The sequence below is a fragment of the Micromonospora sp. U21 genome, from assembly GCF_018070045.1.
GTDB lineage: Bacteria > Actinomycetota > Actinomycetes > Mycobacteriales > Micromonosporaceae > Micromonospora.
The window spans coordinates 14,043-38,728 of the sequence record NZ_JAGPYK010000015.1 but is presented as its reverse complement, the minus strand read 5'-3'; the positions used below and the strand labels follow the sequence as shown (position 1 = coordinate 38,728).

The following is a 24,686-nucleotide window of genomic DNA, read 5'->3' as shown; positions in this document are numbered from 1 at the left end:
CCGATCCGGGGGAGCCCATGAACACCGAACGCCTCACCACCAAGAGCCGCGAGACCATCACCGGTGCCGTCGCGCTCGCGAACCAGCGCGGCCACGCCACCGTGGAGCCCTGGCACCTGCTGCTGTCACTGCTGGACACCGACGGCTCGACCGCCGCCGGCCTGCTGCGCGCCGTCGGGGCCGACCCCGCCGAGATGCGGCGGGCCGCCCAGCGCGCGGTCGACGCCCTGCCGGCGGCGCGGGGCTCCAGCATCGCCGAGCCCACGCTGGCCCGGGAGTTCGTCAACGCCATCGGCGCCGCCGAGCAGATCGCCCGGCCGCTGGGCGACGAGTACACCTCCACCGAGCACCTGCTCGCCGGCCTGGCCCGGGTGGGCGGCGCGGTGTCCGGCGCGCTGACGTCGGTCGGTGCCACCGAGGAGACCCTGGTCGCCGCCTTCCCGAGCGTCCGGGGTGGGGACCGGCGGGTCACCACCGCCGACCCGGAGCAGACCTACCAGGCCCTGGCCAAGTACGGCGTCGACCTGACCGCCAGCGCTCGCGACGGCAAGATCGACCCGGTGATCGGCCGGGACTCGGAGATCCGCCGGGTGATCCAGGTGCTCTCCCGGCGTACCAAGAACAACCCGGTGCTGATCGGCGAGCCCGGCGTCGGCAAGACCGCCATCGTCGAGGGTCTCGCCCAGCGGATCGTGGCCGGTGACGTGCCCGAGTCGCTACGCGACAAGAAGCTGGTCTCGCTGGACCTCGGCGCGATGGTCGCCGGCGCCCAGTACCGCGGCCAGTTCGAGGAGCGGCTGAAGTCCGTGCTGGAGGAGATCAAGAACTCCAACGGGCAGGTCATCACGTTCCTCGACGAGCTGCACACCGTCGTCGGCGCTGGCAAGGGCGAGGGCTCGATGGACGCCGGCAACATGCTCAAGCCGATGCTCGCCCGAGGTGAGCTGCGGATGGTCGGCGCGACCACGCTGGACGAGTACCGCGAGCACATCGAGAAGGACCCGGCGCTGGAGCGCCGATTCCAGCCGGTGCTGGTCGGCGAGCCGACCATCGAGGACACCATCGGCATCCTGCGCGGGCTCAAGGAGCGCTACGAGGTGCACCACGGCGTCCGGATCACCGACGCCGCGCTGGTCGCCGCCGCGTCGCTGTCGGACCGCTACATCACTGACCGGTTCCTGCCGGACAAGTCGATCGACCTGGTCGACGAGTCCGCGTCCCGGCTCCGGATGGAGATCGACTCCCGGCCGGTCGAGGTGGACGAGATCGAGCGGGCGGTCCGCCGGCTGGAGATCGAGGAGATGGCGCTGGCCAAGGAGCCGGACGCCGCCTCCGCCGAGCGGCTGGCCCGGCTGCGCAAGGAGTTGGCGGACAAGCGCGAACAGCTCACCGTGCTCTCCGAGCGCTGGCAGACGGAGAAGAGCCACATCACCAAGCTCTCCACCGCCAAGGAGGAGCTGGAGCGCCTGGGCGGCGAGGCCGAGCGGGCCGAGCGCGACGGGGAGTTGGAGCGCGCCGCCGAGCTGCGCTACGGCCGGATCCCCGCGCTCAAGGTCGAGCTGAAGCAGGCCGAGGAGGAGCTGGCCCAGCTCCAGGCCGACGGCGCGATGCTCAAGGAGGAGGTCGGCGCGGACGACATCGCCGCGGTGGTCGCCTCCTGGACCGGCATCCCGGCCGGCCGCCTGCTGGAGGGCGAGACGGCCAAGCTGCTCCGGATGGAGGAGTCGCTGGGCGGCCGGGTGGTCGGCCAGGCCGAGGCGGTCGGCGCGGTCGCCGACGCGGTGCGCCGGGCGCGGGCCGGCGTCGCCGATCCGGACCGCCCGACCGGCAGCTTCCTCTTCCTCGGCCCGACCGGTGTCGGCAAGACCGAGCTGGCCAAGGCGCTCGCCGGGTTCCTCTTCGACGACGAGCGGGCGATGGTCCGCATCGACATGAGCGAGTACGGCGAGAAGCACTCGGTGGCCCGCCTGGTCGGTGCCCCGCCCGGCTACGTCGGCTACGAGGAGGGCGGTCAGCTCACCGAGGCGGTGCGCCGCCGGCCGTACTCGGTGATCCTGCTGGACGAGGTGGAGAAGGCCCACCCGGACGTCTTCGACGTGCTGCTCCAGGTGCTCGACGACGGCCGGCTCACCGACGGTCAGGGCCGCACGGTGGACTTCCGTAACGCGATCCTGATCCTCACCTCCAACCTCGGGTCGTCGGTGATCAGCGACCTGACGCTGGCCGAGGAGCAGCGCCGCGAGGGGGTCCTCGCCGTGGTCCGGTCGCACTTCAAGCCGGAGTTCCTCAACCGGCTGGACGACATCGTGGTCTTCGCCTCGCTGCGCGGCGACGATCTGCGCTCCATCGTGGACATCCAGCTGGACCGGATGCGAAACCGTCTTGCCGACCGCCGATTGGCACTGGACATCACCGAGTCCGCCCGTCAGTGGCTCGCCGAGCACGGGTACGACCCGATCTACGGCGCCCGCCCGCTGCGCCGCCTGGTCCAGACCGCGATCGGCGACCAGTTGGCCAAGGCCCTGCTGTCGGGCACGATCCGCGACGGCGACACCGTCAAGGTCGACCTGGCCACCCCGACGAACACCCTGACGGTAACCCCGGCCTGACCCACCGGCCCCACCCGCGTTGATCATGAAGTTATGGCCTCCCGGCTCGGCGAGTCGTGGCAATAACTTCATGATCAACAGGGTCGGGGTGGGGCGGGCGGGGAAAGGATGGGGCATGTTCGGCATCGGGAAGAAGTGGGAACGGGAACTGGGCGCGGCCGCCGACGAGTTGGTTGGCGCTGACACGCTCGCCTTCGGTGGCGTCGGGTTCGCGGGCGAGGTGCTGCCGGTGACCGAGGCGTACCACCGGGTCGAGGCCGCCCTCGACGACCACCCCGAGGAGGTACGCCGGCAGCTCGACCGGGTGCTGGCCGAAGGCTCACCCGCAGGCCGGGCGTACGCGGCCACACTGCTGGAGCGGATCGACCCGACGGCGGCCCGGGCGGTCTGGACGTCACTGCGGGACGATCCGACCGAGTTCACCACCTTCGTCGGCTGCGTGATGGGGCGCACCACCCTCGGCGACTACGCCACCCGACGACTCGCCGCAGCATGATCCATCCGCCGATCGGAGGGCCACTCGATCTGTCCACAGTGCTGGCGAACACGGCGGGCGACACCCCGGCCGCCCTCAGTAGCTGAGCTTTCCGTCACGACGCGAGTCGCTCCGGTGCCGGCGGTTGTTACCGTCTGCGCCGACGTACCTGGGGAGGTGGTCGGGTGGACGGGTCGGTGACGTACCTGGTGGCGGCGGTGGCCGTACTCGCGGTGGTCGCGTTCGTGATCGTCGTGTGGGCCTGGCGGCGGGCCGCGACCCGGCCCGGCGGCGCGGCGCCCGCCGGAAGGCCGGCGCGCGGCCGCGCGCAAGAGCCGCTGCGCGGTGGCCCGCACCGTCTGGCCCCGGGCGACCGCGTGCGGATCCGCGAGCGGGAGTACGCGGTGAGCGGCACGATCCGCCTGGTCGAGGGGGACTGGAGCTGGGTGCAGCACCTGCTCGACGACGCCTCCGGCACCCGCCACCGGTTGTCGGTGGAGGACGGCCCCGACCTGGAGCTGGTGCTCTGGACCGCCGAGCCCGGCGCGACCGTCACCCCGGGCGCCCCGACCATCGAACTCGGCGGGCGGCGCTACACGTGGGCCGAGACCGGGCAGGCGCGCTACACCGCCGTCGGGGAGACCGGGCTGCCGGCGGCCGGGACGATGCGCTACCACGACTACCAGTCCGGCGGCGGCGCGCGACTCTCCTTCGAGGCGTACGGCGAAGAGGGTTGGCGGGTCGCCCGCGGCGACCTGCTCGACCCCACCGAGCTGACGATCCGACCCACCGCCGAAGACCGCTGAGCCAGACCCGACGGGCGCGCCGGGATCGCCACGGCATGCCAGAGTGGCCAGTTGTCGATACGGTGTGGGCGCGATCTTAAGGGAAGGAGAATCGTGGTCGATTCCCAGAGCACGCCGGCCCGTCAGCGGCCGTCCATCGTGACGATTTCCAGCTACCTGCTCTTCCTGTTCCTGGCGTGCCAGGTGATCAGTCTGATCCTCACCCTTGCCACCATTGGCAAGACCCGTGACGTGCTCCGCGAGGCGTACGAGGGCAGTTCCGCAGACGGCGCCGAGCAGGTGGCGGACTTCTTCTTCGCCTTCGGCCTCGGCAGCAGCATCCTCCTGCTGCTGCTCGCGGTCACCCTGGCCGTGCTGGCCCTGCTCAACAACCAGGGCCGCAACGGCGCCCGGATCACCACCTGGATCATCGGCGGCATCATGGTCTGCTGTGTGGGCGGCACCCTGCTCAGCGGGGCCGCCGGCAGCTTCACCACCGGCGGGGACACCGGCGGCGACATGCCGAGCGGTGAGGAGATCCAGCGCCGGCTGGACGAGGCGCTGCCCTCCTGGATCACCCCGGTCAGCCTCGTGCTCGGCGTGATCAGCCTGCTCGCGCTGCTCGCGGCGCTGATCCTGCTGGCGCTTCCGAAGGCGAACGAGTTCTTCCGCAAGCCCACCGCGGGTTGGGAGCCGCCGACCCCGGGCGCCAGCTACCCGGGTTACCCGCAGGCGCAGGGTCAGCCGGGTTACCCGCAGGCCCCCGGCGAGCCGGGTTACCCGTCGACGCCGGGCCAGACGCCCGGGTCGGAGCCGGGTTACCCGCCGCCGTCCGGCCCGTCGTCCTCGTCGGGCCCGTCCGGCACGGACCGACCGGACGACACGCCGCCGGCCGACCGTCCCGGGCCGACCCCACCGTCGACGAGTTGACCGCTCGATAACCACGACGCCGACGATCCCTCCGAGTAGGTTGCAACCCGACGCCTACCGGAGGGATTCGTCGTGTCGTACCCGGAATCGGCACCGGCCCGCCGGCCCGCCGCGGTCCTGCTGGCCACGGCCGTGCTGCTGGTGATGGCGGTCGCCGCGCTCGCGTACACCGTCGTCGACCTGGCGGTGCTCGGCCGCACGGTCGACGCCTTCCGCTCCGCCGCCCGGGACACCTCGGCGAGTCCGCAGCAGATCGACGACGTGGTGACCCTGCTGCGCGCGTCCGCAGCGGTGTCGGCGGTGGTGGCGGCGCTCTCCGCGCCGGTGCTCGCCGGCCTGGCCCTCGGGCTGCTGACCGGTCGTGCCGGCGTCCGGGTGGCGACCTGGGTGGTGTGCGGGTTCGGCCTGCTCGCCGGCTGCTGCAGCGTGGCGGTGCTCGTCGGCGAACGGGCCGCGCCGCTGCGGCTGAGCGCCGGCGAGCGGGCCACCGCCGAGTTGCTGGGCCTGATCGGCGACGCGTACCCGTCGTGGTGGATCCCGCTCAACGCGGGGCTTTCCGTTGGACAGGGCCTCGGTTACCTTGTGGTAGCTACGCTGCTGGCCCTGCCGGCGGCCAACGCCTGGTTCGGTCGGCACCGCCCGACAGCGCCGACCGTGCCGTCCGCTCCCCCCGGGTTCCCGCCCGCCCCGCACCAGCCCCCGCCGGCGCAGACCGCGCCCCCGTACCCGCCCAGGTGAGGATCGCCCGTGACGCTCGACCCCGCGACCGCCGAGCGACGGGCCCTGATCACCGGCGCCACCGCCGGCATCGGCGCCGCGTTCACCCGCCGGCTGGCCGCTGACGGCTGGCACCTGGTGCTGGTCGCCCGGGACGCGGGCCGGTTGAGCGAGCTGGCCGCCGAGCTGGGTTCCCGACACGGCCGCGAGGTGGAGACGATGTCGGCGGACCTGTCCACCGACGACGGCTGCGCCGTGGTGGAGCAGCGGCTCACCGGCGGCAGCCCCGTGCGCCTGCTGGTCAACAACGCCGGGATCAGCCTGAACAAACCGTTCCTGCGCTCCTCTGCGGAGGATGAGGCCCGCCTGCTGCGGCTCAACGTGCACGCGGTCATGCGGCTGACCCTGGCGGCGCTGCGGCCGATGACCGAACGGCGCGATGGGGCAGTGATAAATGTCTCTTCGGTTGCCGGATTCGGCGCGGTGATGCCGGGATCGACCTACTCGGCCAGCAAGGCGTGGGTCACCAATTTCAGCGAGTCCGTCGGCCAGTCGGCACGCCCGTTCGGCGTCCGGGTGATGGCCCTCTGCCCCGGCTACACCCGTACGGAGTTCCATCAGCGGGCCGGCATCAACATGTCGAAGACGCCGGAGTGGATGTGGCTGCGGGCCGAGGATGTGGTCGACGAAGCCTTGCGTGACCTGGGCAAAGGCAAGTTGGTCAGCATTCCGGCGTGGAAGTACAAAGTGGCCGTCGCCGGCCTGCGGCACGCGCCGCGCAGGCTGCTCCAGGCGGTCGCCCGCGACACCCGCGGCAGGATCGGACGCGACGAGCGCTGAGCCTCCACCGGCCGCCCGGCCTCCCGGCACCAGTGCCGGCACGTTGGCTCGCCGCAACCGGGCCGATTGCTGAGCGTAGTCGAACATCGCCAACCATCTGTCCCCCACGGGGCTGATCAGGGTGGACCCCACACACGGCGTTCAGACTTGCGCAGTAACCTCTATCGCCATGGGGGACCACGACGACCTGCGTAAATTCATTACCGACCTGGCTGTGGTCCACGGACGGGTCGTGCTCTCCTCGGGGCGGGAGGCAGACTGGTACGTCGATCTGCGTCGCGTCACGCTCCATCACCAGGCCGCTCCGTTGGTCGGCCGGGTGCTGCTCGACCTCACCGCCGATTGGGAGTACGACGCCGTCGGCGGGCTCACCCTGGGCGCGGACCCCGTCGCGCTCTCGATGCTGCACGCCGCTGCTCCGACCGGTCGGGCCCTGGACGCTTTTGTGGTGCGCAAGGCGGGTAAAGCCCACGGTCTACAACGGCGGATCGAGGGACCGGAGGTGGTCGGCCGCCGAGTGTTGGCGGTGGAGGATACGTCCACGACAGGCGGAAGTGTGTTGACCGCGGTCGAGGCGCTTCGTGAGGCCGGGGCCGAAGTCGTGGGCGTGGCGGTTATTGTTGATCGAGGTGCCGGCGACGCGGTGCGAGCCGCCGGATTGCCGTACCGGGCGGCCTATACGTTGGCTGACCTCGGCCTTGTGGCGTAAAAGTTTGCCGATTCGGATCTGCTGATATGCAGGCGGATCGATGCTGCTGGTGGAAGGATGGAATACGTGGGAACTGCGTTGGCCGAAATGACTATGCCTCAGATCTCGCCGCTTGCCGGTGAGCCGATCGAACGTGCCGATGCCGAGCGTCTCGCGGGGGTCCTCAAGGCCCTTGCCGATCCCGCTCGGTTGCGGCTGCTCAGCCTGATCCAGTCGGCCCCTGAGGGCGAGGCGTGCGTCTGTGACCTGACGGCGCCGCTCGGCCTCTCTCAGCCGACGGTCAGTCACCATTTGCGTATCCTCACCGAGGCCGGCTTGCTGGAGCGGGAGAAGCGCGGTGTCTGGGCGTACTACCGGCTGGTCCCGAGTGCGATCGCGACGATCGCCGACCTGCTGACCCCGCCGCGCAAGCGGGCCACCAAGAAGGCCCGCTGAAGCAGGCGCTGCACACCGTCCCGCGCCGGGATGGTGTTCGGTGGCGAGCCAGGGGTGGCGCCACCGCTCGGTGACGCCTGCTCGTCCCCGGCTGCACCGCCGGAGGCCGGGTCCGACATGCCGACGGCCGACCCCCTCACCAGGGGGCCGGCCGTCGTCGTACCCGAGGTTCAGCGCTCCTGGCCGTGCTCCGGGCGCTGGCGGCCGTGCGGGTGCTCGTCGTGGTCGAACTTCTCGCGGACCGCTTCGACGGCACCGACGGCGCTGGCAGCCGCAACCACCGCGACGGCCTCGCCACGCTTGCGGGCCCGCCGGTCGCGGAGGAACTCGAAGAAGATCGGTAGCACCGAGATCACGATGATCAGGGCCACCACCGGCAGGATGTAGTGGTCGATCTTGTCCCCGATGGCCTGGTAGATCTGCTCCGCCAGCAGGTAGCCGATCAGCAGGATGCCGTCCACCCAGAGGATCGCGCCGACGACGTTCCAGAGCAGGAACTGCCGGGCCGGCATGCCGAGCGCGCCGGCGACCGGGTTGAGGAAGGTCCGGACGATCGGGATGAAGCGGGCCAGCACCACGGCCTTCGCCGGGCCGAACTTCTGGAAGTAGTACTCCGCCTTCTCCACGTACTCCTTCTTGAAGAGCCGGGAGTTGGGCCGCTCGAACATCCGCCGGCCGTACCGCGCGCCGAGCCAGTGCCCCAGCTGGGCGCCGACGATCGCGCAGATCGGGCCGCCGATCAGCAGGCCGGTCAGGGAGAGCCGGGTGCCGTCGCCGAAGATGGCATCCGCCACGGGCGAGGCGGCCACCCCGGCCAGGAACAGCAGCGAGTCGCCAGGGAAGAAGAAGCCCACCAGCAGGCCGGTCTCGGCGAAGAGGATCACCCAGACGCCGATCAGCCCGAAGGTCTGCAACAGCTCCTTAGGATCGAGCGGGTTCAGGGCGACGCTCTCCGTGAGAGCGCGGGTCTTCTCAGCTGTGTCCACGGCCACAAAGGGTACCGAAGCCCGCGGTCCGTGCCGCGCCGGACCGGGCCCCAACCACCCATGCGCGGGGCCAACGGACGGTGCCCCGCCGACCGACTGGTCGACGGGGCACCGGTGGTGCGGGTGGATCAGGCGACGAAGCGGGTCCGGCGGCGCTTGGCCACCAGGTAGCCGCCGGCGCCCGCGGCGAGCAGCAGCGCGCCGATGCCGGCGATCAGGCCGGTGGACTGACCGGTGACGGGCAGCCCGCCACCGTCGCCCTCCCCGCCACCCTGACCGCTGGCCGCGTTCACCAGGATCTTGGCGGTGTCGTTGGTCGGCTTCAGGTCCTCGTAGAAGCCGCCCTCGCACTCGCATGGCACGTTGACCTTGACCGTGCCGGTGGCGTTGGCGATGACCTTGTCGATCCGGAACTTGAACTCGCCGGTCAGCTCCTCGCCGGCCGGGGCGAACGGACCCGGGTAGCAGCGGTACGCGGCGGCACCTGGGGTGCCCGCCTCGTCCCACTCGGCGTCGTTGCCGGTACGCGGGGCGCACTCGACCGGCACCTCGACGGCGGTGGTGCCCTTCGGAACCGTCACGTCGACGAAGGTCACGTCGGAGCCACTGCGGAAATGGTCCAGCGTCGCCGGGCCGTTGTTACGAAAGCCGAGCGGGGCGGTCAGCACCGCGCCCTTCTTGCCGGTGAGCGTGGCGCCGACGGCCTCCAGGTCGGCCCCGTTCTTGCCGGTGACCTGCACATTTACCGCGCTCCAGTTGTTGGACGGGTCGACATCCACCTGGAGGGCGCGAGCACCGCGCTTGCCCGGCGCCGCGGTCAGTGCCAGGGTCTTGCCAGTGCCTCGGCGCGTCGCCGCGACGCCGGCCTTCTCGCGCACGCCGTTGAATGCTTCGAAGTCTCCCGGGACCATCCACCGGACGTTGCTCTCCTGCCTACCCGGTGCGTAGGTGTCCTTGGCGAGCTCGTAGTTGAAGGTCGCGAATCTTCCCTCGCCCGCCGGGATCTTCTCGGCGAATTCGCAGGCGAACAGGTAGTCATCTTCGTAGTAGCAGTTGTCGAACCGCTCCTTGGTACGGATGCCGTAGTCGCTGTCGAAGAGCGCCACCAAGCCGTCGACCTCGGTCGTGCCGACGTTGTGGACCGTCAACGGGGCTTTGAACGCGCCACCGGGCGCCGCCTTCACCTCGATGTCGGGGCCACCCGCGAGGTCCACGCCTTCGGCGATCCGGACCTGGGAGGTGTAGCCAGCAAGCTCTTTACCGCCAGCCCGGAGGCTGACCTTCAGCTCACCAGCGTCCCCCGTGGCTGCCTTGTCGGTCGGGGCGATAACGACCTGCCCCGGGAAGCCGCCGAAAGTCTCGTCGACTACGAACGGGGAGTGCTCGGTGCAGATCAACACCGCGTCGCCGTCGGCGGAACAGTCGTTGCCGGTGTCACCGGCCAAGGTGATCTTGCCAGCCAGTGAACGGTAGTCGTAGCGGACGGTGACCTCGTTGAGGACGGCCGGCTCGGAGCCGAACACGGCCGCTCCCCGGACGACGCCGGCCGAGCCGGCGGCGACGGTGACGTCCTCAAAATAAAGGTCGAACTCGGCCGCCGGAGCTGCTGCGGCCGGGCTGGCGGAGGCGGCGACGAGCGCGCCTGCTACGCCCAGTCCGGCGAGCCAGCGCCGGGTGGAGTGGGTGAGCATGAAGAGGTTCCTCCAGTGGGGGATTCAGGTGGAGCCTGCGGATCCTAAGGAATCGCTAAGGTTGGCCGCCGCCCCGACCGCCGCGCGGATGCCAAGACCAGCCGAAAGGTTGATCAGCGCCACCGCAATGTTCGGTCGCCCCGCTTCCGTCATCTGAGGCAGAAGCCCCGGGAGGTGCAGTGACGTACGAGGAGTTCGCGGACACGCGGCTGGCCCCGCTGCTGCGGTACGCGCTGATGCTCACCGGCGATCCGCACCAGGCGCAGGATCTGGTGCAGGAGACGATGGTCCGGGTCCAGCTCAACTGGCGGCGGATCGCCCGGGCGGACTCACCCGAGCGCTACGTGCGCCGGATGCCCCACCAACCAGTACGTCGACTGGCGGCGCGGCTCCTGGATGCGCCGGGTGCTGCTGCGCGGGGAACCCGACGAGGCGGTACCGGCACCCGTCGACCACGCCCAGTCCGCCGTGGACCCGGGACCAGATCTGGTCCTGGCTGTCCCGGCTGCCGCGTCGGCAGCGGGCCACGCTGGTGCTGCGCTGTCCGCCGTCGCCGCAGGCAGCGGTTCCAGGCCGCTGGCGTCACGCTCGCCCTGCTCGGCGCGCTCGGAGTCGGGGTGCCGCAGCTGCGCCCCGATCGGCCGGCGGAGGGCCCGTCGTTGTCCGGTCAACCGGCTGGCGCGCAGTTCGGGGCGCTGAACGTCCTGCTGCTCGGGGTGGACGGCTTCGGCGAGCAACCGTCGTACCGGTTGGCGGACTCCGTCCTGCTGGTGCACATCCCGGCAGACCGGAGCCGGCCGTACCTCATCTCGTTGCCGCGCGACCTGGAGGTCTCGATCCCCGGCCGGGGGGTCGAGAAGCTCAACAGCGCGTTCTACAGCGGTGCCGGCGAGCCCCGGCCCACCCTGACGCCGGCTACGACCTGACCCGCCGGGTGGTCGCCGACCTGACCGGGGTACGCGTCGACGCTGGCGCGGTGCTGACCTTCGCCGGTCTGCGCCGGATCAGCGAGGCGGTCGACGGGGTGGAGGTGTGTCTACCGAAGGAGGTTCGTCCTGGCACACCCGCCGGACCTTCCCGGCCGGCTGTCAGCGGCTCGACGGGGCTGCCTCCGTCGACCTGCTGCGGCAACGGCGGTACCTGCCCGATGGCACGTTGGACCGGGACCGCGACGCCCAGCGCTACGTCGCCGGGCTGGTCCGGCGGGCGGTCGCGCAGGATGTGCTGACCAATCCGGTACGGCTCACCGCGCTGCTGTCGGCCGCCGGCAAGGGTCTGGCGGTCGACGACGACGGCCTGCCGCTGACCAGGCTGGTGGCGGTGCTACCCGAGATGAAGAGCGTCGACCCGGTGGGGCTCAGCCTGCCGGTCGGCCCCCCAGGTAGGCAACGCTTCGCGGCTGCCGCTGGACCCGAAGCAGGGCCCGGAGTTCCCCAATCAGGCGACGAAGCGGGTGCTCCGGCATCGGGCGAGCAGGTAGCCGCCCACACCGGTGACGAGCAGTAGGGCGCCGATGCCGGCGATCAGGTTGGTGGGGGCTCCGGTGATCGGCAGCGAACCGCCGCCGCCGCCACCATCACCATCGCCATCGCCTTGGCCACCGCCGCCCTGGGGCGCGTTGACCACGATGGTGGCCTTGTCGTTGGCCGGTTTGATGTCGTCCTGGAAGCCGCCGCCGGCGGGGCACTCGCACGGCGCGTTGACCCGCACCACGCCCCGGGCGTTGGAGATGACCTTGTCGATGCGCAGCCGGAACTTCATGGTGTAGATCTGCCCGGCCACCAGGAGCATCTCCGAGGCGCACAGGTACGTGCGGGTGCCCTGCCGCAACCAGCAGCTGTCGGGGACCTCGACGGCGGTGGTGCCCGGCGGTAGCTCGACGTCGGTGTGGGTGGCGGCCTCGAAGTCTCCGTTCGTTCGGTCGAGCGTCGCCGGGCCGTTGTTCCGGAAGCCGACGGTCGCCGTGACGACGGCGCCGGCCGTGCCCTTGAGCGTGGCGCCGATCGCCGCGAGGTCGGTGCCGTTCTTGCCGGTGGCCCTGATGGTCCACCCGGTGTAGTCCCAGCCGGGGCCGACATCGGTCTGGTCGGCCTGTCGCACCCTGCCGGGCGCCTCGGCCAGAGTCAGTTTCGGGCCGCTGCCGGGGGTGGCCGCCCGTGCGCCCACGGCCGTCCGCACCCGGGTCAGGTCCTCGAAGTCGGCAGTGGTCATGAACTGGGCGTAGCCGGAGTGGTTGGCCGGCGCGTAGGTGTCCTTGACGAATTCGAGGTTCAGCGTGGTGGCCAGCCCGGTGCCCACCGGGATGTCCTCGTCGAAGTTGCAGGAGACCAGGTGGTTGTCGGAGTAGCGGCAGTTGCTGAACCGGTCCTTGGTTCGGATCGAGTAGGCGAGGTCGAAGACCGCGACGAATCCGGTGACGGTCTTGTCGCCGGCGTTTGCCACGACCAGCGGCACCGTGAACTTCCCACCCGGCTTGGCGGAGAGGCTGGTGAACGGCCCGCCGGCCAGGTCGACCCCCTCGCCGACCCGGACCCGGGAGGTGTAGCTGCCGCGCCGTCCGCCGGCCGCCTGGAAGCTGACCGCTACGTCGCCCGAGTCGCCGAGCTGCGCATCGTCGGTGACGGCGATGCGCACCTGCTTTGCCGCGTTGCGGTAGATCCCGCTGCCGGGCGGCGCCATCTCGTACAGGGCGACATCGGCGGGCTCCGTGCAGACGAGAACGCCCGGCTCCGGCGCGGTGCACTTCTGGCCGTCGGCAGGAGTCACAGTGACCTTGGTGGCCAGGGAGCGGTAGTCGTACCGCACGGAGACGTCGCTGAGGACCGTCGGCTCGTCGGCGTACAGGAACAGGGCTCGGCTGGTTGGCGTCGCGCCGATGGCCAGCGTGGCGTCCTGGAAGTAGGGCTCGATCGTGGGTGCGGCGACGGCGGGGGTGGCGGAGGCGGCGATCAACGCGCCTGCGGCGCCGAGCCCGGTCAGCCAGCGGAGCGAGTGCTTGAGCATGGGGGTCCTCCCGTGGGGGTACAGGTGGCGCTCGTCCAACCTAGGGAGGCCCCGACTCCCCCGGTAACCCCTTTCGGATCGATATTTGTCTAGTGATCCGAACGGCTTGACACCTCTGTCGCAACGGGCAGCCGACCCTGCGACGGAGTCAGCGGTAGTCGTCCTCGTCCCCGGTGACCACCCGGGCCTGCTCCATCGCGTCCCAGTCATCGACCTCCAGGCCGCGGTGCGGCTCACTGTCGACGTCGGCCGGGCCGGCGACCGTGGCCTGCTCGACCGCGTCGGCCGGGTCCGCCTCGGGGTCGCGTTCGTTGGGCGCGAGGTGATCGCCGGGGGTGAAGTCCTCGTCGGGCTGACCCATCATCCCTCCCGGGGGTCTCGGGGCACGGTTCCCACCCACCGTACGGGTTGGGCCGTCGCACCGCCCGGAAGCGGAGTAGGCGGAATCAGCCCTCGGCGACGCGACCCGGTGCCAGGATGGTGCCGTGGGCTTCCTCATCCGGCTGGCGATCACCGCGGTCGCGTTGTGGGTGACCACGCTGATCGTGCCCGGGGTCGACGTGCACGGCCGCACGGGTGGCAACACCGTGCTCACGCTGATCGTGGTCGCGCTGATCTTCGGCGTGATCAACGCGGTGCTCAAACCGGTGATCAAGGTGGTCGGCTGCGTGTTCTACCTGCTGACCCTGGGCCTGTTCGCGCTGGTGGTCAACGCGCTGCTGTTCCTGCTCACCGACCGGATCGCCCGCGGGCTCGACCTGCCGTTCCAGGTGGACGGTTTCTGGGCGGCGTTCTGGGGAGCCATCGTGATGACCATCGTCACCTGGCTGATCAGCGTCATCGTGCCGGACCGCCTGGACAACCGGTGACCGGCTCCCCGCCGCGGCCCGACCGGTGGGCCAGGGTCGGGTCGGTTGTTCCGGCGCACCTCACTTGCGGGATACTGCCGGGCGGAGGACAGCGCGGTCCGGCGCACCCGTGAACAACAGCGGCCAGCACGGCCGAGAGTGGTAAGTAAGGAGCGTTTGACATGCCCATCGCTTCCCCCGAGGCTTACGCGGAGATGCTGGACCGCGCCAAGGCTGGCCGGTACGCGTACCCCGCGATCAACGTGACCTCCTCCCAGACGCTGAACGCGGCGCTCAAGGGCTTCGCCGACGCGGAGAGCGACGGCATCATCCAGGTCTCCACCGGTGGCGCCGAGTACCTCTCCGGCCCCTCGATCAAGGACATGGTCACCGGCGCGGCGGCGTTCGCCGCGTACGCCCACGAGGTCGCCAAGAAGTACCCGGTCAACATCGCGCTGCACACCGACCACTGCCCGAAGGACAAGCTGGACGGCTTCGTCCGGCCGCTGATGGGCATCTCGCAGGAGCGGGTGAAGCGCGGCGAGCAGCCGCTGTACCAGTCGCACATGTGGGACGGCTCGGCCGTGCCGGTGGCGGAGAACCTGCAGATCGCCTCCCAGCTGCTCGACGAGGCCGCCAAGGGCAAGATCGTCCTTGAGATCGAGGTCGGCGTCGTCGGTGGTGAGGAGGACGGCGTCGAGAACGCCATCAACGACAAGCTCTACACCACCGTCGAGGATGGCCTGGCCATGGTCGAGGCGCTCGGCCTCGGCGAGAAGGGCCGCTACATGGCGGCGCTGACCTTCGGCAACGTGCACGGCGTCTACAAGCCGGGCAACGTCAAGCTCCGGCCGGAGATCCTCAAGCAGATCCAGGACGCGGTCGGCGCGAAGTACGGCAAGGACAAGCCGCTCAGCCTGGTCTTCCACGGCGGCTCGGGCTCCCTGCTGAGCGAGATCCGCGAGGCGCTGGACTACGGCGTGGTGAAGATGAACATCGACACCGACACTCAGTACGCCTTCACCCGGCCCGTCGCCGACCACATGCTCCGCAACTACGACGGCGTGCTGAAGATCGACGGTGAGGTCGGCAACAAGAAGCAGTACGACCCGCGTACCTGGGGGAAGGCCGCCGAGGCTGGCCTGGCCGCCCGGGTCGTCGAGGCGTGCGAGCACCTGCGCTCCACCGGCACCACCATGTCCAAGTAACGACGTCACACCGACGGCCGGCTCTCCTCGGGGGAGCCGGCCGTCGCCGTCTCCACGCGACGGCCCTGCCGATGTTAGGAAGGGACCCTTCCTATGCATCAGACGATAAGAAGGTGCCCTTCCTTACGTTGTGAGCAGGTGGACGGCCTCGCGGACGTCGTCGGTCAGATGGATCGTCGCCGACAGGTCGCCGAACGGGGACGCGGCCAGCAGCGGGCGCAACAGCGCCTCCACCGGCAGCTCCCGGGTCCAGTACGCGCGGTCCAGGAAGACGTAGGCGCCGCTGACACCGTCGGTGCCGTAGTAGGTCTTGGTCGCCGCCTGGAACACCTCCTGCACCGTGCCCGCCCGCCCGGGGGCGAACACGATGCCACCCCGGGCGAGCCGCAGGATGGTGTCCTCCCGGATCGCGTTCGAGAAGTACTTGGCGATCCGCCCCGCGAACAGGTTCGCCGGCTCGTGCCCGTACAGCCAGGTCGGGATGGCCAGCCCACCGGCCCGCGCCCACCCCGCGCCGGCGCCGCGCTGCCGGGGCACGCCCGCGTACCGCTGCCGGACCGTCAGCGCCACGGCGGTGTACCGCTGGTGGTCGGTGAAGTCCGGCGCGGTGGCCAGCAGGTCGATCGCCTCGGTCAGCTCCGCCGCCGGCTGGTCCGCCAGGTGGGCGCCGAGGTTGGCCGCCTCCATCACCCCGGGACCGCCGCCGGTCACCACCAGCCGGTCGGCCCGGGCCAGCTCCCAACCCAGCACGGCCGCCATCCGGTACGCCGGGCTGCCGCGTCGCACGGCGTGCCCGCCCATGATGCCCACCACCGACTGCGGCCCGTGCTCGGTCAGCCAGGCCCGGGTGGCGTCGGCCAGAGCGTTGTCCACGCCGTGGTCGTGCAGCCGCTGGCCGAGAGCCTCCTTGACGTCCGGCAGCGCGCCGCCGTGCGCCCGGTAGTGCTCGTACACCCGGGTGTCGTACATCCCGGTGAACCCGCCCTCGACGAACCCGGCGGCCAGTTCGTCCGCGGTGTAGAGGTGCGTCGGCTGGGTCGGGTACGGCAGCCCGGAGAACGGCGGCACCACGTTCGCGCCACGCCGGACCAGGTCGGCGCCGACCTCCCGGGAGGCGAACCGGCAGCCGACGAAGAGGGCGCCGCTGACCTCGACACCGGTCAGGTCGGGGACCGGGGCGAGGTCGAGGCGGAGCCCCTGCACGGTCAGCCCGGTCAGGCGGCCGGTGGCCAGCTGCTGGTCGAACTCGTCGCGGGTCTGGACCTCGTTGGCGTGCAGGTGCGGCTCGATGACGTCCGCGGGAGGTGGGGTCGGCACCGGGTCATCCTGCCCGCCCGCCGGGACCGGCCAAACCCCGGGCGGGGCGTGAACCGACAGGAGCCCGGTGGTCGTGGCCACCGGGCTCCTGCGTAACCGGGTCCTGGGGAGGCTCCGGACCATTAGTTGTAATGGAAAACACCTGGCGGCGGCATAGGCCGCAGGCGTGACCAACTCCTCAGCCGTTCAGCCGAGCGGGTCGGCCGACCCGCTCGCGTGTCGCCCCGTCAAGCGGGTTGAATGGGGCGATGCAGAACCTGTTGCCAGAGCCACCGGCCACCCTCCTGCCCGCGAACGACGAGGCCGACGCAGCGCTGGCCACCGCCGAACAGGCGGGCACCGATCAGGCGTACGCCGAGGTGGCGGCCCGTTTCCCGACCTACAGCGCGGCCTGGGCCGAGCTGGCGGCCCGGTCGTTCGCGCAGGGCCAGGTGGTAACGGCGTACGCCTACGCGCGCACCGGCTACCACCGGGGTCTGGACCAACTGCGCCGTAGCGGCTGGAAGGGCCACGGCCCGGTGCCGTGGTCGCACGAGCCCAACCGCGGCTTCCTCCGTTGCCTGTACGTGCTCTCCCGGGCCGCCGACGAGATCGGCGAGGCTGACGAGGCGGCCCGCTGCGCCCAGTTCCTCCGCGACTGTGACCCGGCGGCGGCGGACGCGCTGGCCAGCAACTGACACGCGGCCCGACGGCCGGCCCGGCACCTGCGCCGACCGGCCGTCGGCCGCCTACAGCCCCTCGGCGACCGCAGCGGCGATCTTGAGCCAGGCGTCCCGGGTGGCCGAGGAGAGCCCTCCGTACCGGATCGGCTCGCCGCTGTCGATGAGCCGCTCGTACGGCGCCAGCAGCACCGCCCTGGTCCGGGCCGCGAAGTGCTCCTGAATGGCCGGCAGGTCGATCTCCTTGCGGGACGGCGGCATCGACACCACCGTCACCGCCTGCCGGACCAGCCGCTGCCGGCCGCTCTGCTCGAGATGGTCGAGCATCCGGGCGGCGGTTTCCGCCGAGTCGTTACGGGCGGACATGGTGACGACCAGTTGGTCGGTGGCGTCCATCGAGGCCTGCCAGTTCTGCGCCCGGACGTTGTTCCCCGTGTCCACGAAGATCAGCTTGTAGAAGCGGCTGACCACCTCGCGGATCTCGGCGAACGCGGCCGCGGTGAGCATCTCGCCGCCGGTGGCCGACTCGTCCGAGGCGAGCACGTCGAACATCCCCTCGCCCTGCGAGCGGACGTACTGCGACAGGTCGCCGACCCGCCCGTGCGCGCCCTGGAACTGCCCGAGGTCGCGCAGCATGTCCCGCACCGTGCGCGAGTGGAAGTCCTGCTGGGCGCGCATCCCGAGAGTGCCCTGGGTCTCGTTGTTGTCCCAGGCCAGCACGTAGCCGCCGCGCTTCTGGCCGAACGTCATCGCGAGCAGCAGGATGGCCACCGTCTTTCCGGCGCCGCCCTTGGGGTTGACCACGGTCACCTGCCGTAGCCCGCCGAAGTTGCGGCGCACCATCTCGATGTCCCGCTTGAGCTCCTGCTCGTGCCGTCCGGGAGCGAGCCGGAGCAGCCCCATCTTGTTGACCACCGCGCGGACGCCCATCGTGGCCACCGGATCGGCGGGCCGTACCTGGCGGCGCCGGGCGAAGTCCTCCGCGGTCGGCGCCGCAGTGGTCTCCGGCTCCCAGGTGGCGTCCGGATAGCCGGTGGCCGGCACCCGGGTCACCCCTGCGGCCTCCTGATACGGCTGCGGCTGAGCTGGTGGGGCCCCGGGGGTGGTGCTCTGCTGCCAGGGCGGGGGATACCAGCCCGGCGACGGCGGGAACGGCCCCGGAGGCGGAGCCGCCGAGCCACCCTGCTGCGGCGCGGGGCTGCCGTGCGGCGGGTCGGCGAACTGCGTCGGGTCGGGCGGGGGCGGCGGGGCCGGTGCCGGGCCGGCCTGACCGGGGATCGCCGGCGAGTACGTCTGACCGGAGTACGTCTGACCGGAGTACGTCTGACCGGGGTACGCCTGGCCGGGGCCAACGTGCGGGGCGGCCGGGCCGCCCGGGTGCGGTGGCTGGGGGACGGGCGGGGCGGGGACCGGCGGCGTTCCGGCGGCCGCCTCGTCGTGGGCCGTCCCGGTCGCGCCGGCCGGCCGCTGCGGCGGATACGCCCAGGGCGACTCCGTCGCCGGCCGTGCCGTGCCGGCCGTGGGTCCGTCCTCCCCGACGGCGACCCCGCCAGCCCTGGTCGCCGCCGACCCGGGCGTGGCGGGGTCCGCGGTAGCGGTCCCGTCTGCTGCCCGGTCTGCCGGGATCGAGCGATCGGCGGCCGCGGCGGCTGCCGCCGGGCGATCCAGGGTGAACGGCAGGTCCAGGTCGACGCCGCCCGGCGCGATCGGCGGGGCCGGGACGGCGACCGGGCCCGGATCATCGGCCTGCCCGGGTGTCACGCCCGACGCGGGGCTTTCCGCGCCGGTCGTGGGGCCCGCTCCCGACATGGGGGCCTTCGCCCCGGGCAGGGTGCCCGCCTCCGAGGCGGGGCCCGCTGTCTCCGGCGTGGGGCCGGCTGCGTGCGGCGTGGGGTTGGCTGCCTCCGGCCGGGGGCTGGGTGCCCACGGAGTCGGGTCGGCCGCCGCCGTGGTGCCTGCCGCCCCCGGGACGTTCGTCGCCGTCGGCGCGGTGCCCGGTGTCGCGGCGCTGGGCCCGGCGTCAGTGGTCGACGGCGTGGGTCGGGTGTCGTCGACTGTCGGGCCGGGAGCGTCGGGGGCCGGTGAGTCGGTCGGCGGTGGCCAGCTCGGCTGGCCCGGCGCCCAGCCCGACGCGGTGCCGGAGGGGCCGGTGACGCCCCAGCCGCCGGGCGCCGGCACGGCACCCGTGAGCGACGGATAGTCGGACGGTGACGGCGGGGTCCGCGCCGCGGCCCCGGGCTGCCCGGGAACCGCCGGACGGCCCGTCGGTGGCGCGGCGACGGGCGGCAGCACGGTCGATGGGGGCGCGGACGACGGCGGGGCACTCCGCTGCTCCGAGACCGATGCCCATGGCGGTGCCGCCGCATCCGTGCCCCGGTCGGCCGGATCCGGTGGCCAGAGTGGTTCGATGTCCCGCTCCGGCACCGGCTGCTGGCCGGGCACCTGTGCCCGGTCGGCGTTCTCGTCCATTACGGTTCCTCCCCAGTCCTCCTGCGAGGATAGGCCCACCGGCCGACGAGGGTCGGTCGGCGCAGCCGGGGTCAGATCGACCAGACCGCCCAGGCGCCCGGTTCGATCCACCAGGAGCGCTTGCGGGTCAGCTCACCCTCGACACCATCGTCGAGGTAGGGCACCTTTCCTTCCCTGGGCAGCACCGACACCGCCCGCCCGCGAGCCCGCCGCACCTCCAGGCGTACCCGCTTCCGGCCCAGCACCGAGCGGACGACCACCGGCACGGCCACCGCGACCTCGACCTGGCCGTCGGCCGGATCCGGCGCGGCCAGCAACGTCACGTCGTTGAGCGTCGCGTACCCGCCAGCGTTACCGATCGCACAGGCCAGCAGCGGTTCGTCACCCTCGGTGAGGATGGTGTCGTCCACCTCGACCCGGGCCCGCCAGTGCAGCGGTCGGCCGGCGTCGTCGGCGGCGCCGAGCAGGGCGCCGTCCAGGGTCACCGAGCCGCCGTCGTTGCGCAGCAGGTCCAGCCGGCGCGGCGTGCCGTCCAGCACCGCGGCGGCCACCGCAGACGGGTCGCGGGGCAGCCCGAGCTGCGCGGCCAGGTCCTGGTGAGTGCCGCCGCGCGCCGGGTCGAGCGGGAGCACGGCCACCGGCGGCAGGTCGGGCAGGGTTCGGTCACCGGGCAGATCCGCCGGGCGGCGGCTCGGCGCTGGCGCGTACCGCCGGACCAGCCGGCGCAGCACGGCGCGCAACTGCCCGTCGCTGGCCGTGGCGACGACCAGCCGGGTCTTGCCGTCCGGGTCCGGCCAGGTGAGGCCGTCCGGGCGGGGCGGACCGTCGAGCCGGGCCAACACCTCGTCGATCTCGGCGTCCGAGCGCGCGGTGACTGTCTGCACGCGGGCACCCCGGGCGTTCAGCGCGTCGACGCAGGCCAGCACCGGCACCCTGGGCCGCTCCGTGGCGCACCGGTCCGCAGCGCCCAGCGCCCCGGCGTCGGCACCGGTTGCCGGGTCGGTGTCGGCTCCGGTCGCACCGCCGCAGCAGGCCCCACCGCTGCCGCAGCCCCCGGGAGCGTCCCGCTCCGAACCGAGGGTGAGCAGCACCACGTCGTACACGGAAGGAGCCTCCTGCCTCTCGCCGCGACCCCTGCCGGCCGCGCCGTCACTACTTGTTAACCTGACACCCCGGGCTCGCCAACCGGTCGCCACCTGGCACCCGAGCCTTCTGGAGGCTGAAAAGATGCCAGCGATCGTGCTCATCGGCGCTCAGTGGGGCGACGAGGGCAAGGGCAAGGTTACCGACCTGCTGGGTGAGCGGGTCGACTACGTCGTGCGCTACTCCGGTGGCAACAACGCGGGCCACACGGTGATCACCCCGGACGGCCAGAAGTACGCACTGCACCTGATGCCCTCCGGCGCGCTCTCGCCGAGCGCGATGATCGTCATCGGCAACGGCGTGGTGGTCGACCCGAAGGTGCTGCTCACCGAGATCGACGGGCTGGCCGAGCGCGGCGTGGACGTGTCCCGGTTGCGGATCTCCGGCGACGCGCACCTGATCATGCCGCACCACCGGGCACTGGACCGGGTGATCGAGCGCTACCTCGGCTCGTCCCGGATCGGCACCACCGGCCGGGGCATCGGCCCGGCGTACGGCGACAAGGTCGCCCGGATCGGCATACGGCTCCAGGACCTGCTCGACCCGGGCATTCTGCGCAAGAAGCTGGAACTCGCGCTGCGCGAGAAGAACCAGATCCTGTTCAAGGTCTACAACCGCAAGGCGATCGACCTCGAGGCGACCGTCGAGGAGTACCTGGGGTACGCGGAGCGGCTCAAGCCGTACATCGCCGAGACCCGGGCGATGCTCTGGGACGCCCTGGACCGGCGCGAGACGGTGCTGCTGGAGGGCGCCCAGGCCACCATGCTCGACATGGACCACGGCACGTACCCCTTCGTGACGTCGTCGAACCCGACGGCCGGCGGCGCCTGCGTGGGCGCCGGCATCCCGCCGACCGCCATCAGCAAGGTGATCGCGGTGAGCAAGGCGTACACCACCCGGGTCGGCGCGGGCCCGTTCCCGACCGAACTGTTCGACGCCAACGGCGAGCACCTTCGCAAGATCGGCGCGGAGTACGGCACCACCACCGGGCGGGAACGACGGTGCGGCTGGTTCGACGCGGTCGTCGCCCGGTACGCCTGCCGCCTCAACGGCGTCACCGACCTGGTCATCACCAAGCTGGACGTGCTCACCGGGCTGCCCAAGGTGCCGATCTGCGTCGGCTACGAGATCAACGGCGTGCGGGTCGACGACATGCCGATGAGTCAGACGGACTTCCACCACGCCAAGCCCGTCTACGAGGAGCTCGACGGCTGGTGGGAAGACATCACGAAGGCCCGCACCGCTGACGAACTGCCGGAGAACGCTCGCCGCTACATCGCTCGCGTCGAGGAACTCTGCAACACCAAGGTGAGCGTCGTAGGCGTAGGCCCCGGCCGCGACGAAAACGTCCTCCTCCACCCCCTCCTCCCCTAACGGACCCTCCGGCCCGGCCCTCCGGCCCGGCCCCTCCGCGTTGATCATGAAATTTCCTTGCCTGCCGCCTCGGCGTGTCGCGGCAATAACTTCATGATCAAACTGTGTTTGTCGGGGGTTTTCCACAGGCCCGGTCTGGTTGTCCACAGGGGGGTGTCCGGGGGTCCGGGGTCGGTCAGGGTGACCGGGTGGACGCCTTGGATGTTGTGCGGCGGGTCGCGGCCGAGCGGGACGGGATCGTCACGCTCGAGCAGGCGCGCGCCGCCGGCTTGAGCACGCATGAGGTGCAGCGTTTCTGCCGGGCCGGCCGCTGGCGCGTCGTGGCGCGGGGCAGCCATCTCGTGGACGCCGACCTGTACGACACCGTGCCCCGACGGGCGCGGATCAGGGCGGCGGTCGCCTCCTTCGGACCGGCGGCCGCGGCGGTTCTCGCCACGGGCCCCGAGCTGCACGGACTGGCCGGACTGCGGGTCACCGAGCTGATTCATCTGTCGATGCCGGGTCCGGTCGCCAGGCCGGCCCGGCTCGGCTCGGCTTTCCGGAGGTGGTGGTCGCTCAGTGGCCATCCCGCCCGAGCACCTCGTCAAGGTGGACGAAATCAGCGCGCGACCGCGCCGCTGCGAACCCTTGCCGACCTCACCCTGCGCGCTGATCGTTTCTCGGCGGTGAGCGTGCTGGATTCGGCGTTGAATCGTCGCCTCGTGGCCGCCGATGACCTGCTCTCCATCCCGCGTCTCATTCGCGGGTGGCGCGGCGCGGTCGTGGCTCGTGGCTACCTCAACGAGGAGGACGGGCGGGCGCAGTCGCCCGTCGAGACGCGCGCCCGGCTCCGCTGCGTCGACGGCCGGGTGCCGCCGGACGCGTTGCAGCTTGAGGTCCGCGACGATGACGGCTGTCTGCTGGGGATCGGCGACCTCGGCTGGCGTCCCCCACGGGTGATCGCGGAAGCCGACGGTCGGGACGCCCACGACACGCCCCATCCGGCCTTCGCCGACCGCCGCCGGCAGAACCGCCTGGTCAACGCCGGCTGGACCGTGCTCCGCTTCACCTGGTCGGACACCCTCCGCCCCGACTACATCCCGTGGACCGTCCGCCAGGCGATCGCTGCGGCGCGGCGCCGTTGACCATGAAGTTGTTGCCAGGACACACCGAGGCGGCGGGCGACAACTTCATGATCAACGGGGGTGGGGGTGGGGGACAGTAGGATCCTGGGTCGTGCGGGTTCTTCTGGTGGGTGGTGGGGGGCGGGAGCATGCGCTCGCGCTCGGGTTGGCCGGCGATCCGGCCGTCACGCAGCTGATCGCGGCACCGGGTAATCCGGGTATCGCCGGCGTGGCCGAGCTGCGGGCGGTGACTCCGACCGATCCGGCCGCGGTGGCCGCGCTGGCCGTGGAGACCGCGACCGACCTGGTGGTGGTTGGCCCGGAGGCGCCCCTGGTCGCCGGGGTCGCCGACGCGGTACGCGCCAAGGGTATCGCCGCGTTCGGCCCCTCGGCCGAGGCCGCCCGCCTCGAGGGTTCCAAGGCTTTCGCCAAGGATGTGATGACCGCTGCCGGCGTGCCCACCGCCCGGGCGTACGTCTGCGCGGACGAGGAGAGCACCGCGCGGGCGCTCGACGAGTTCGGCGCGCCGTACGTGGTGAAGGACGACGGGCTCGCCGCCGGTAAGGGCGTGGTGGTCACCGACGACCGGTCCGCCGCGCTGGCGCACGCCCGCGAGTGCGGCCGGGTCGTGGTCGAGGAGTTCCTCGACGGGCCGGAGGTCAGCCTCTTCGTGGTGACCGACGGTGAGGCGGCGCTGCCACTGCTGCCCGCGCAGGACTTCAAGCGGATCGGTGACGGCGACACCGGCCCGAACACCGGCGGCATGGGCGCGTACGCGCCGCTGCCCTGGACCTCGCCCGGCCTGGTCGACGAGGTCATGCGCGACGTGGTCCACCCCACGCTGGCCGAGTTGCGCCGCCGCGGCACGCCGTTCGGCGGTCTGCTCTACGTCGGGCTCGCGATCACCGCCGCCGGCCCCCGGGTGATCGAGTTCAACGCCCGCTTCGGTGATCCGGAGACCCAGGTGGTGCTCGCGCTGCTGGAGACGCCGCTGGGCGGGCTGCTGCAGGCGGCGGCCACCGGCACGCTGGCCGGGCATCCACCGCTGCGCTGGCGACCCGGTGCCGCGGTCACCGTGGTGCTCGCTGCGGAGGGCTATCCGGCCGCGCCGCGCACCGGCGACGTGATCACCGGCGCGGACCGGCCGGGCATCATCCACGCCGGCACCGCCCGCCGGGCCAGCGACGGTGCCCTGCTCTCCGCTGGCGGCCGGGTGCTCTGCGGTACGGCCACCGGCGCCGACCTGACCGCCGCACGGGCTGCCGCATACGCGCTGGTGGACGGGGTGGAGCTGGCCGGCTCGCAGCACCGCACCGACATCGCCGCCGCCGCGGTCGACGGCCGGATCACGATTCCTGGCTGAACCCGGGCAACCTCCACCCGCC

23 protein-coding genes and 1 pseudogene are annotated in these 24,686 nt (G+C 71.9%); 17 read left to right on the top strand and 7 right to left on the bottom strand.

All coding sequences use genetic code 11. The features are described from left to right. The first annotated feature begins 17 nt into the window (after positions 1-17). The 8 genes from clpB (at position 18) to KBX63_RS20035 (ending at position 7,500) form a co-directional block, all read left to right on the top strand. Complete coding sequence (gene clpB, locus KBX63_RS20070; protein WP_210912909.1) at positions 18-2,609, top strand: ATP-dependent chaperone ClpB; 2,592 nt, start codon at positions 18-20, stop codon at positions 2,607-2,609. Positions 2,610-2,724: 115 nt separating this feature from the next. Then, complete coding sequence (locus KBX63_RS20065) at positions 2,725-3,105, top strand: hypothetical protein (protein ID WP_210912908.1); 381 nt, start codon at positions 2,725-2,727, stop codon at positions 3,103-3,105. Positions 3,106-3,269: 164 nt separating this feature from the next. Beyond that, a complete protein-coding gene (locus KBX63_RS20060) occupies positions 3,270-3,890 on the top strand; it encodes a DUF4178 domain-containing protein (RefSeq protein ID WP_210912905.1) in 621 nt (206 codons plus the stop codon). 93 nt (positions 3,891-3,983) lie between these two features. Then, positions 3,984-4,799 (top strand): hypothetical protein, encoded by an 816-nt coding sequence (locus KBX63_RS20055; protein ID WP_210912903.1) that lies wholly within the window; start codon positions 3,984-3,986, stop codon positions 4,797-4,799. A gap of 72 nt (positions 4,800-4,871) precedes the next feature. After that, entirely contained in the window at positions 4,872-5,537 is a 666-nt protein-coding gene (locus KBX63_RS20050) for a hypothetical protein (RefSeq protein ID WP_210912901.1), read from the top strand. A 9-nt stretch (positions 5,538-5,546) separates the two neighbouring features. After that, positions 5,547-6,356 (top strand): SDR family oxidoreductase, encoded by an 810-nt coding sequence (locus tag KBX63_RS20045; protein ID WP_210912899.1) that lies wholly within the window; start codon positions 5,547-5,549, stop codon positions 6,354-6,356. A gap of 169 nt (positions 6,357-6,525) precedes the next feature. Next, complete coding sequence (gene pyrE / locus KBX63_RS20040; RefSeq protein ID WP_121656549.1) at positions 6,526-7,065, top strand: orotate phosphoribosyltransferase; 540 nt, start codon at positions 6,526-6,528, stop codon at positions 7,063-7,065. Between the two features lie 57 nt (positions 7,066-7,122). Next, positions 7,123-7,500 (top strand): helix-turn-helix transcriptional regulator, encoded by a 378-nt coding sequence (locus KBX63_RS20035; protein WP_007454255.1) that lies wholly within the window; start codon positions 7,123-7,125, stop codon positions 7,498-7,500. A gap of 170 nt (positions 7,501-7,670) precedes the next feature. Here the strand turns inward: KBX63_RS20035 and KBX63_RS20030 are convergent, their stop codons facing one another. Beyond that, positions 7,671-8,492 carry a DedA family protein gene (locus tag KBX63_RS20030; RefSeq protein WP_210912898.1) on the bottom strand — a complete coding sequence of 274 codons (822 nt, stop codon included), beginning with the start codon at positions 8,490-8,492 and terminating at the stop codon, positions 7,671-7,673. Between the two features lie 122 nt (positions 8,493-8,614). Further along, positions 8,615-10,177 (bottom strand): LPXTG cell wall anchor domain-containing protein, encoded by a 1,563-nt coding sequence (locus KBX63_RS20025; protein WP_210912896.1) that lies wholly within the window; start codon positions 10,175-10,177, stop codon positions 8,615-8,617. 179 nt (positions 10,178-10,356) lie between these two features. On the opposite strand from KBX63_RS20025, the gene KBX63_RS35325 reads away from it, so the two are divergent. The 3 genes and pseudogenes from KBX63_RS35325 to KBX63_RS20015 all read left to right on the top strand — a co-directional run bounded on the left by KBX63_RS35325 (position 10,357) and on the right by KBX63_RS20015 (position 11,683). After that, on the top strand, positions 10,357-11,103 hold the full coding sequence (locus KBX63_RS35325) for a sigma factor (RefSeq protein ID WP_307871770.1): 747 nt from the start codon (positions 10,357-10,359) through the stop codon (positions 11,101-11,103). An 8-nt stretch (positions 11,104-11,111) separates the two neighbouring features. Further along, positions 11,112-11,171 (top strand): annotated as a pseudogene (locus KBX63_RS36765) (hypothetical protein); the annotation flags it as partial. Between the two features lie 38 nt (positions 11,172-11,209). Next, positions 11,210-11,683 carry a hypothetical protein gene (locus KBX63_RS20015; RefSeq protein WP_210913102.1) on the top strand — a complete coding sequence of 158 codons (474 nt, stop codon included), beginning with the start codon at positions 11,210-11,212 and terminating at the stop codon, positions 11,681-11,683. Here the strand turns inward: KBX63_RS20015 and KBX63_RS20010 are convergent. Together KBX63_RS20010 and KBX63_RS20005 are read right to left on the bottom strand one after the other, a co-directional pair. Then, the gene (locus KBX63_RS20010) at positions 11,615-13,180 is read right to left on the bottom strand and encodes an LPXTG cell wall anchor domain-containing protein (protein WP_210912894.1); all 1,566 of its coding nucleotides are present in this window, start codon (positions 13,178-13,180) and stop codon (positions 11,615-11,617) included. The two genes, KBX63_RS20015 and KBX63_RS20010, sit on opposite strands and share 69 nt — an antisense overlap. 148 nt (positions 13,181-13,328) lie before the next feature. Continuing rightward, entirely contained in the window at positions 13,329-13,541 is a 213-nt protein-coding gene (locus tag KBX63_RS20005) for a hypothetical protein (protein ID WP_124819040.1), read from the bottom strand. A 124-nt stretch (positions 13,542-13,665) separates the two neighbouring features. On the opposite strand from KBX63_RS20005, the gene KBX63_RS20000 reads away from it, so the two are divergent. Beyond that, positions 13,666-14,049 carry a phage holin family protein gene (locus KBX63_RS20000; protein WP_210912892.1) on the top strand — a complete coding sequence of 128 codons (384 nt, stop codon included), beginning with the start codon at positions 13,666-13,668 and terminating at the stop codon, positions 14,047-14,049. Positions 14,050-14,210: 161 nt separating this feature from the next. Further along, positions 14,211-15,236 carry a class II fructose-bisphosphate aldolase gene (fbaA, locus tag KBX63_RS19995; RefSeq protein WP_210912890.1) on the top strand — a complete coding sequence of 342 codons (1,026 nt, stop codon included), beginning with the start codon at positions 14,211-14,213 and terminating at the stop codon, positions 15,234-15,236. Positions 15,237-15,359: 123 nt separating this feature from the next. Here the strand turns inward: fbaA and KBX63_RS19990 are convergent, their stop codons facing one another. Further along, a complete protein-coding gene (locus KBX63_RS19990; protein ID WP_210912888.1) occupies positions 15,360-16,553 on the bottom strand; it encodes an LOG family protein in 1,194 nt (397 codons plus the stop codon). Positions 16,554-16,801: 248 nt separating this feature from the next. On the opposite strand from KBX63_RS19990, the gene KBX63_RS19985 reads away from it, so the two are divergent. Beyond that, positions 16,802-17,230, top strand: coding sequence for a DUF3151 domain-containing protein (locus KBX63_RS19985; RefSeq protein WP_210912886.1), 429 nt, complete (start codon positions 16,802-16,804; stop codon positions 17,228-17,230). A gap of 51 nt (positions 17,231-17,281) precedes the next feature. On the opposite strand, the gene KBX63_RS19980 is transcribed toward KBX63_RS19985, so the two are convergent. Next, a complete protein-coding gene (locus KBX63_RS19980) occupies positions 17,282-19,681 on the bottom strand; it encodes a chromosome partitioning protein (RefSeq protein ID WP_210912878.1) in 2,400 nt (799 codons plus the stop codon). Between the two features lie 71 nt (positions 19,682-19,752). Beyond that, positions 19,753-20,784 (bottom strand): diacylglycerol kinase family protein, encoded by a 1,032-nt coding sequence (locus KBX63_RS19975; RefSeq protein ID WP_210912876.1) that lies wholly within the window; start codon positions 20,782-20,784, stop codon positions 19,753-19,755. A 124-nt stretch (positions 20,785-20,908) separates the two neighbouring features. Here KBX63_RS19975 and KBX63_RS19970 point away from each other — a divergent pair, with 124 nt between their 5' ends. The 3 genes from KBX63_RS19970 to purD all read left to right on the top strand — a co-directional run bounded on the left by KBX63_RS19970 (position 20,909) and on the right by purD (position 24,664). After that, a complete protein-coding gene (locus tag KBX63_RS19970; protein ID WP_210912874.1) occupies positions 20,909-22,198 on the top strand; it encodes an adenylosuccinate synthase in 1,290 nt (429 codons plus the stop codon). Positions 22,199-22,386: 188 nt separating this feature from the next. Then, entirely contained in the window at positions 22,387-23,322 is a 936-nt protein-coding gene (locus KBX63_RS19965; protein WP_210912872.1) for a type IV toxin-antitoxin system AbiEi family antitoxin domain-containing protein, read from the top strand. 91 nt (positions 23,323-23,413) lie between these two features. Beyond that, positions 23,414-24,664, top strand: coding sequence for a phosphoribosylamine--glycine ligase (purD, locus tag KBX63_RS19960; RefSeq protein ID WP_210912870.1), 1,251 nt, complete (start codon positions 23,414-23,416; stop codon positions 24,662-24,664). Positions 24,665-24,686 lie beyond the last annotated feature (22 nt).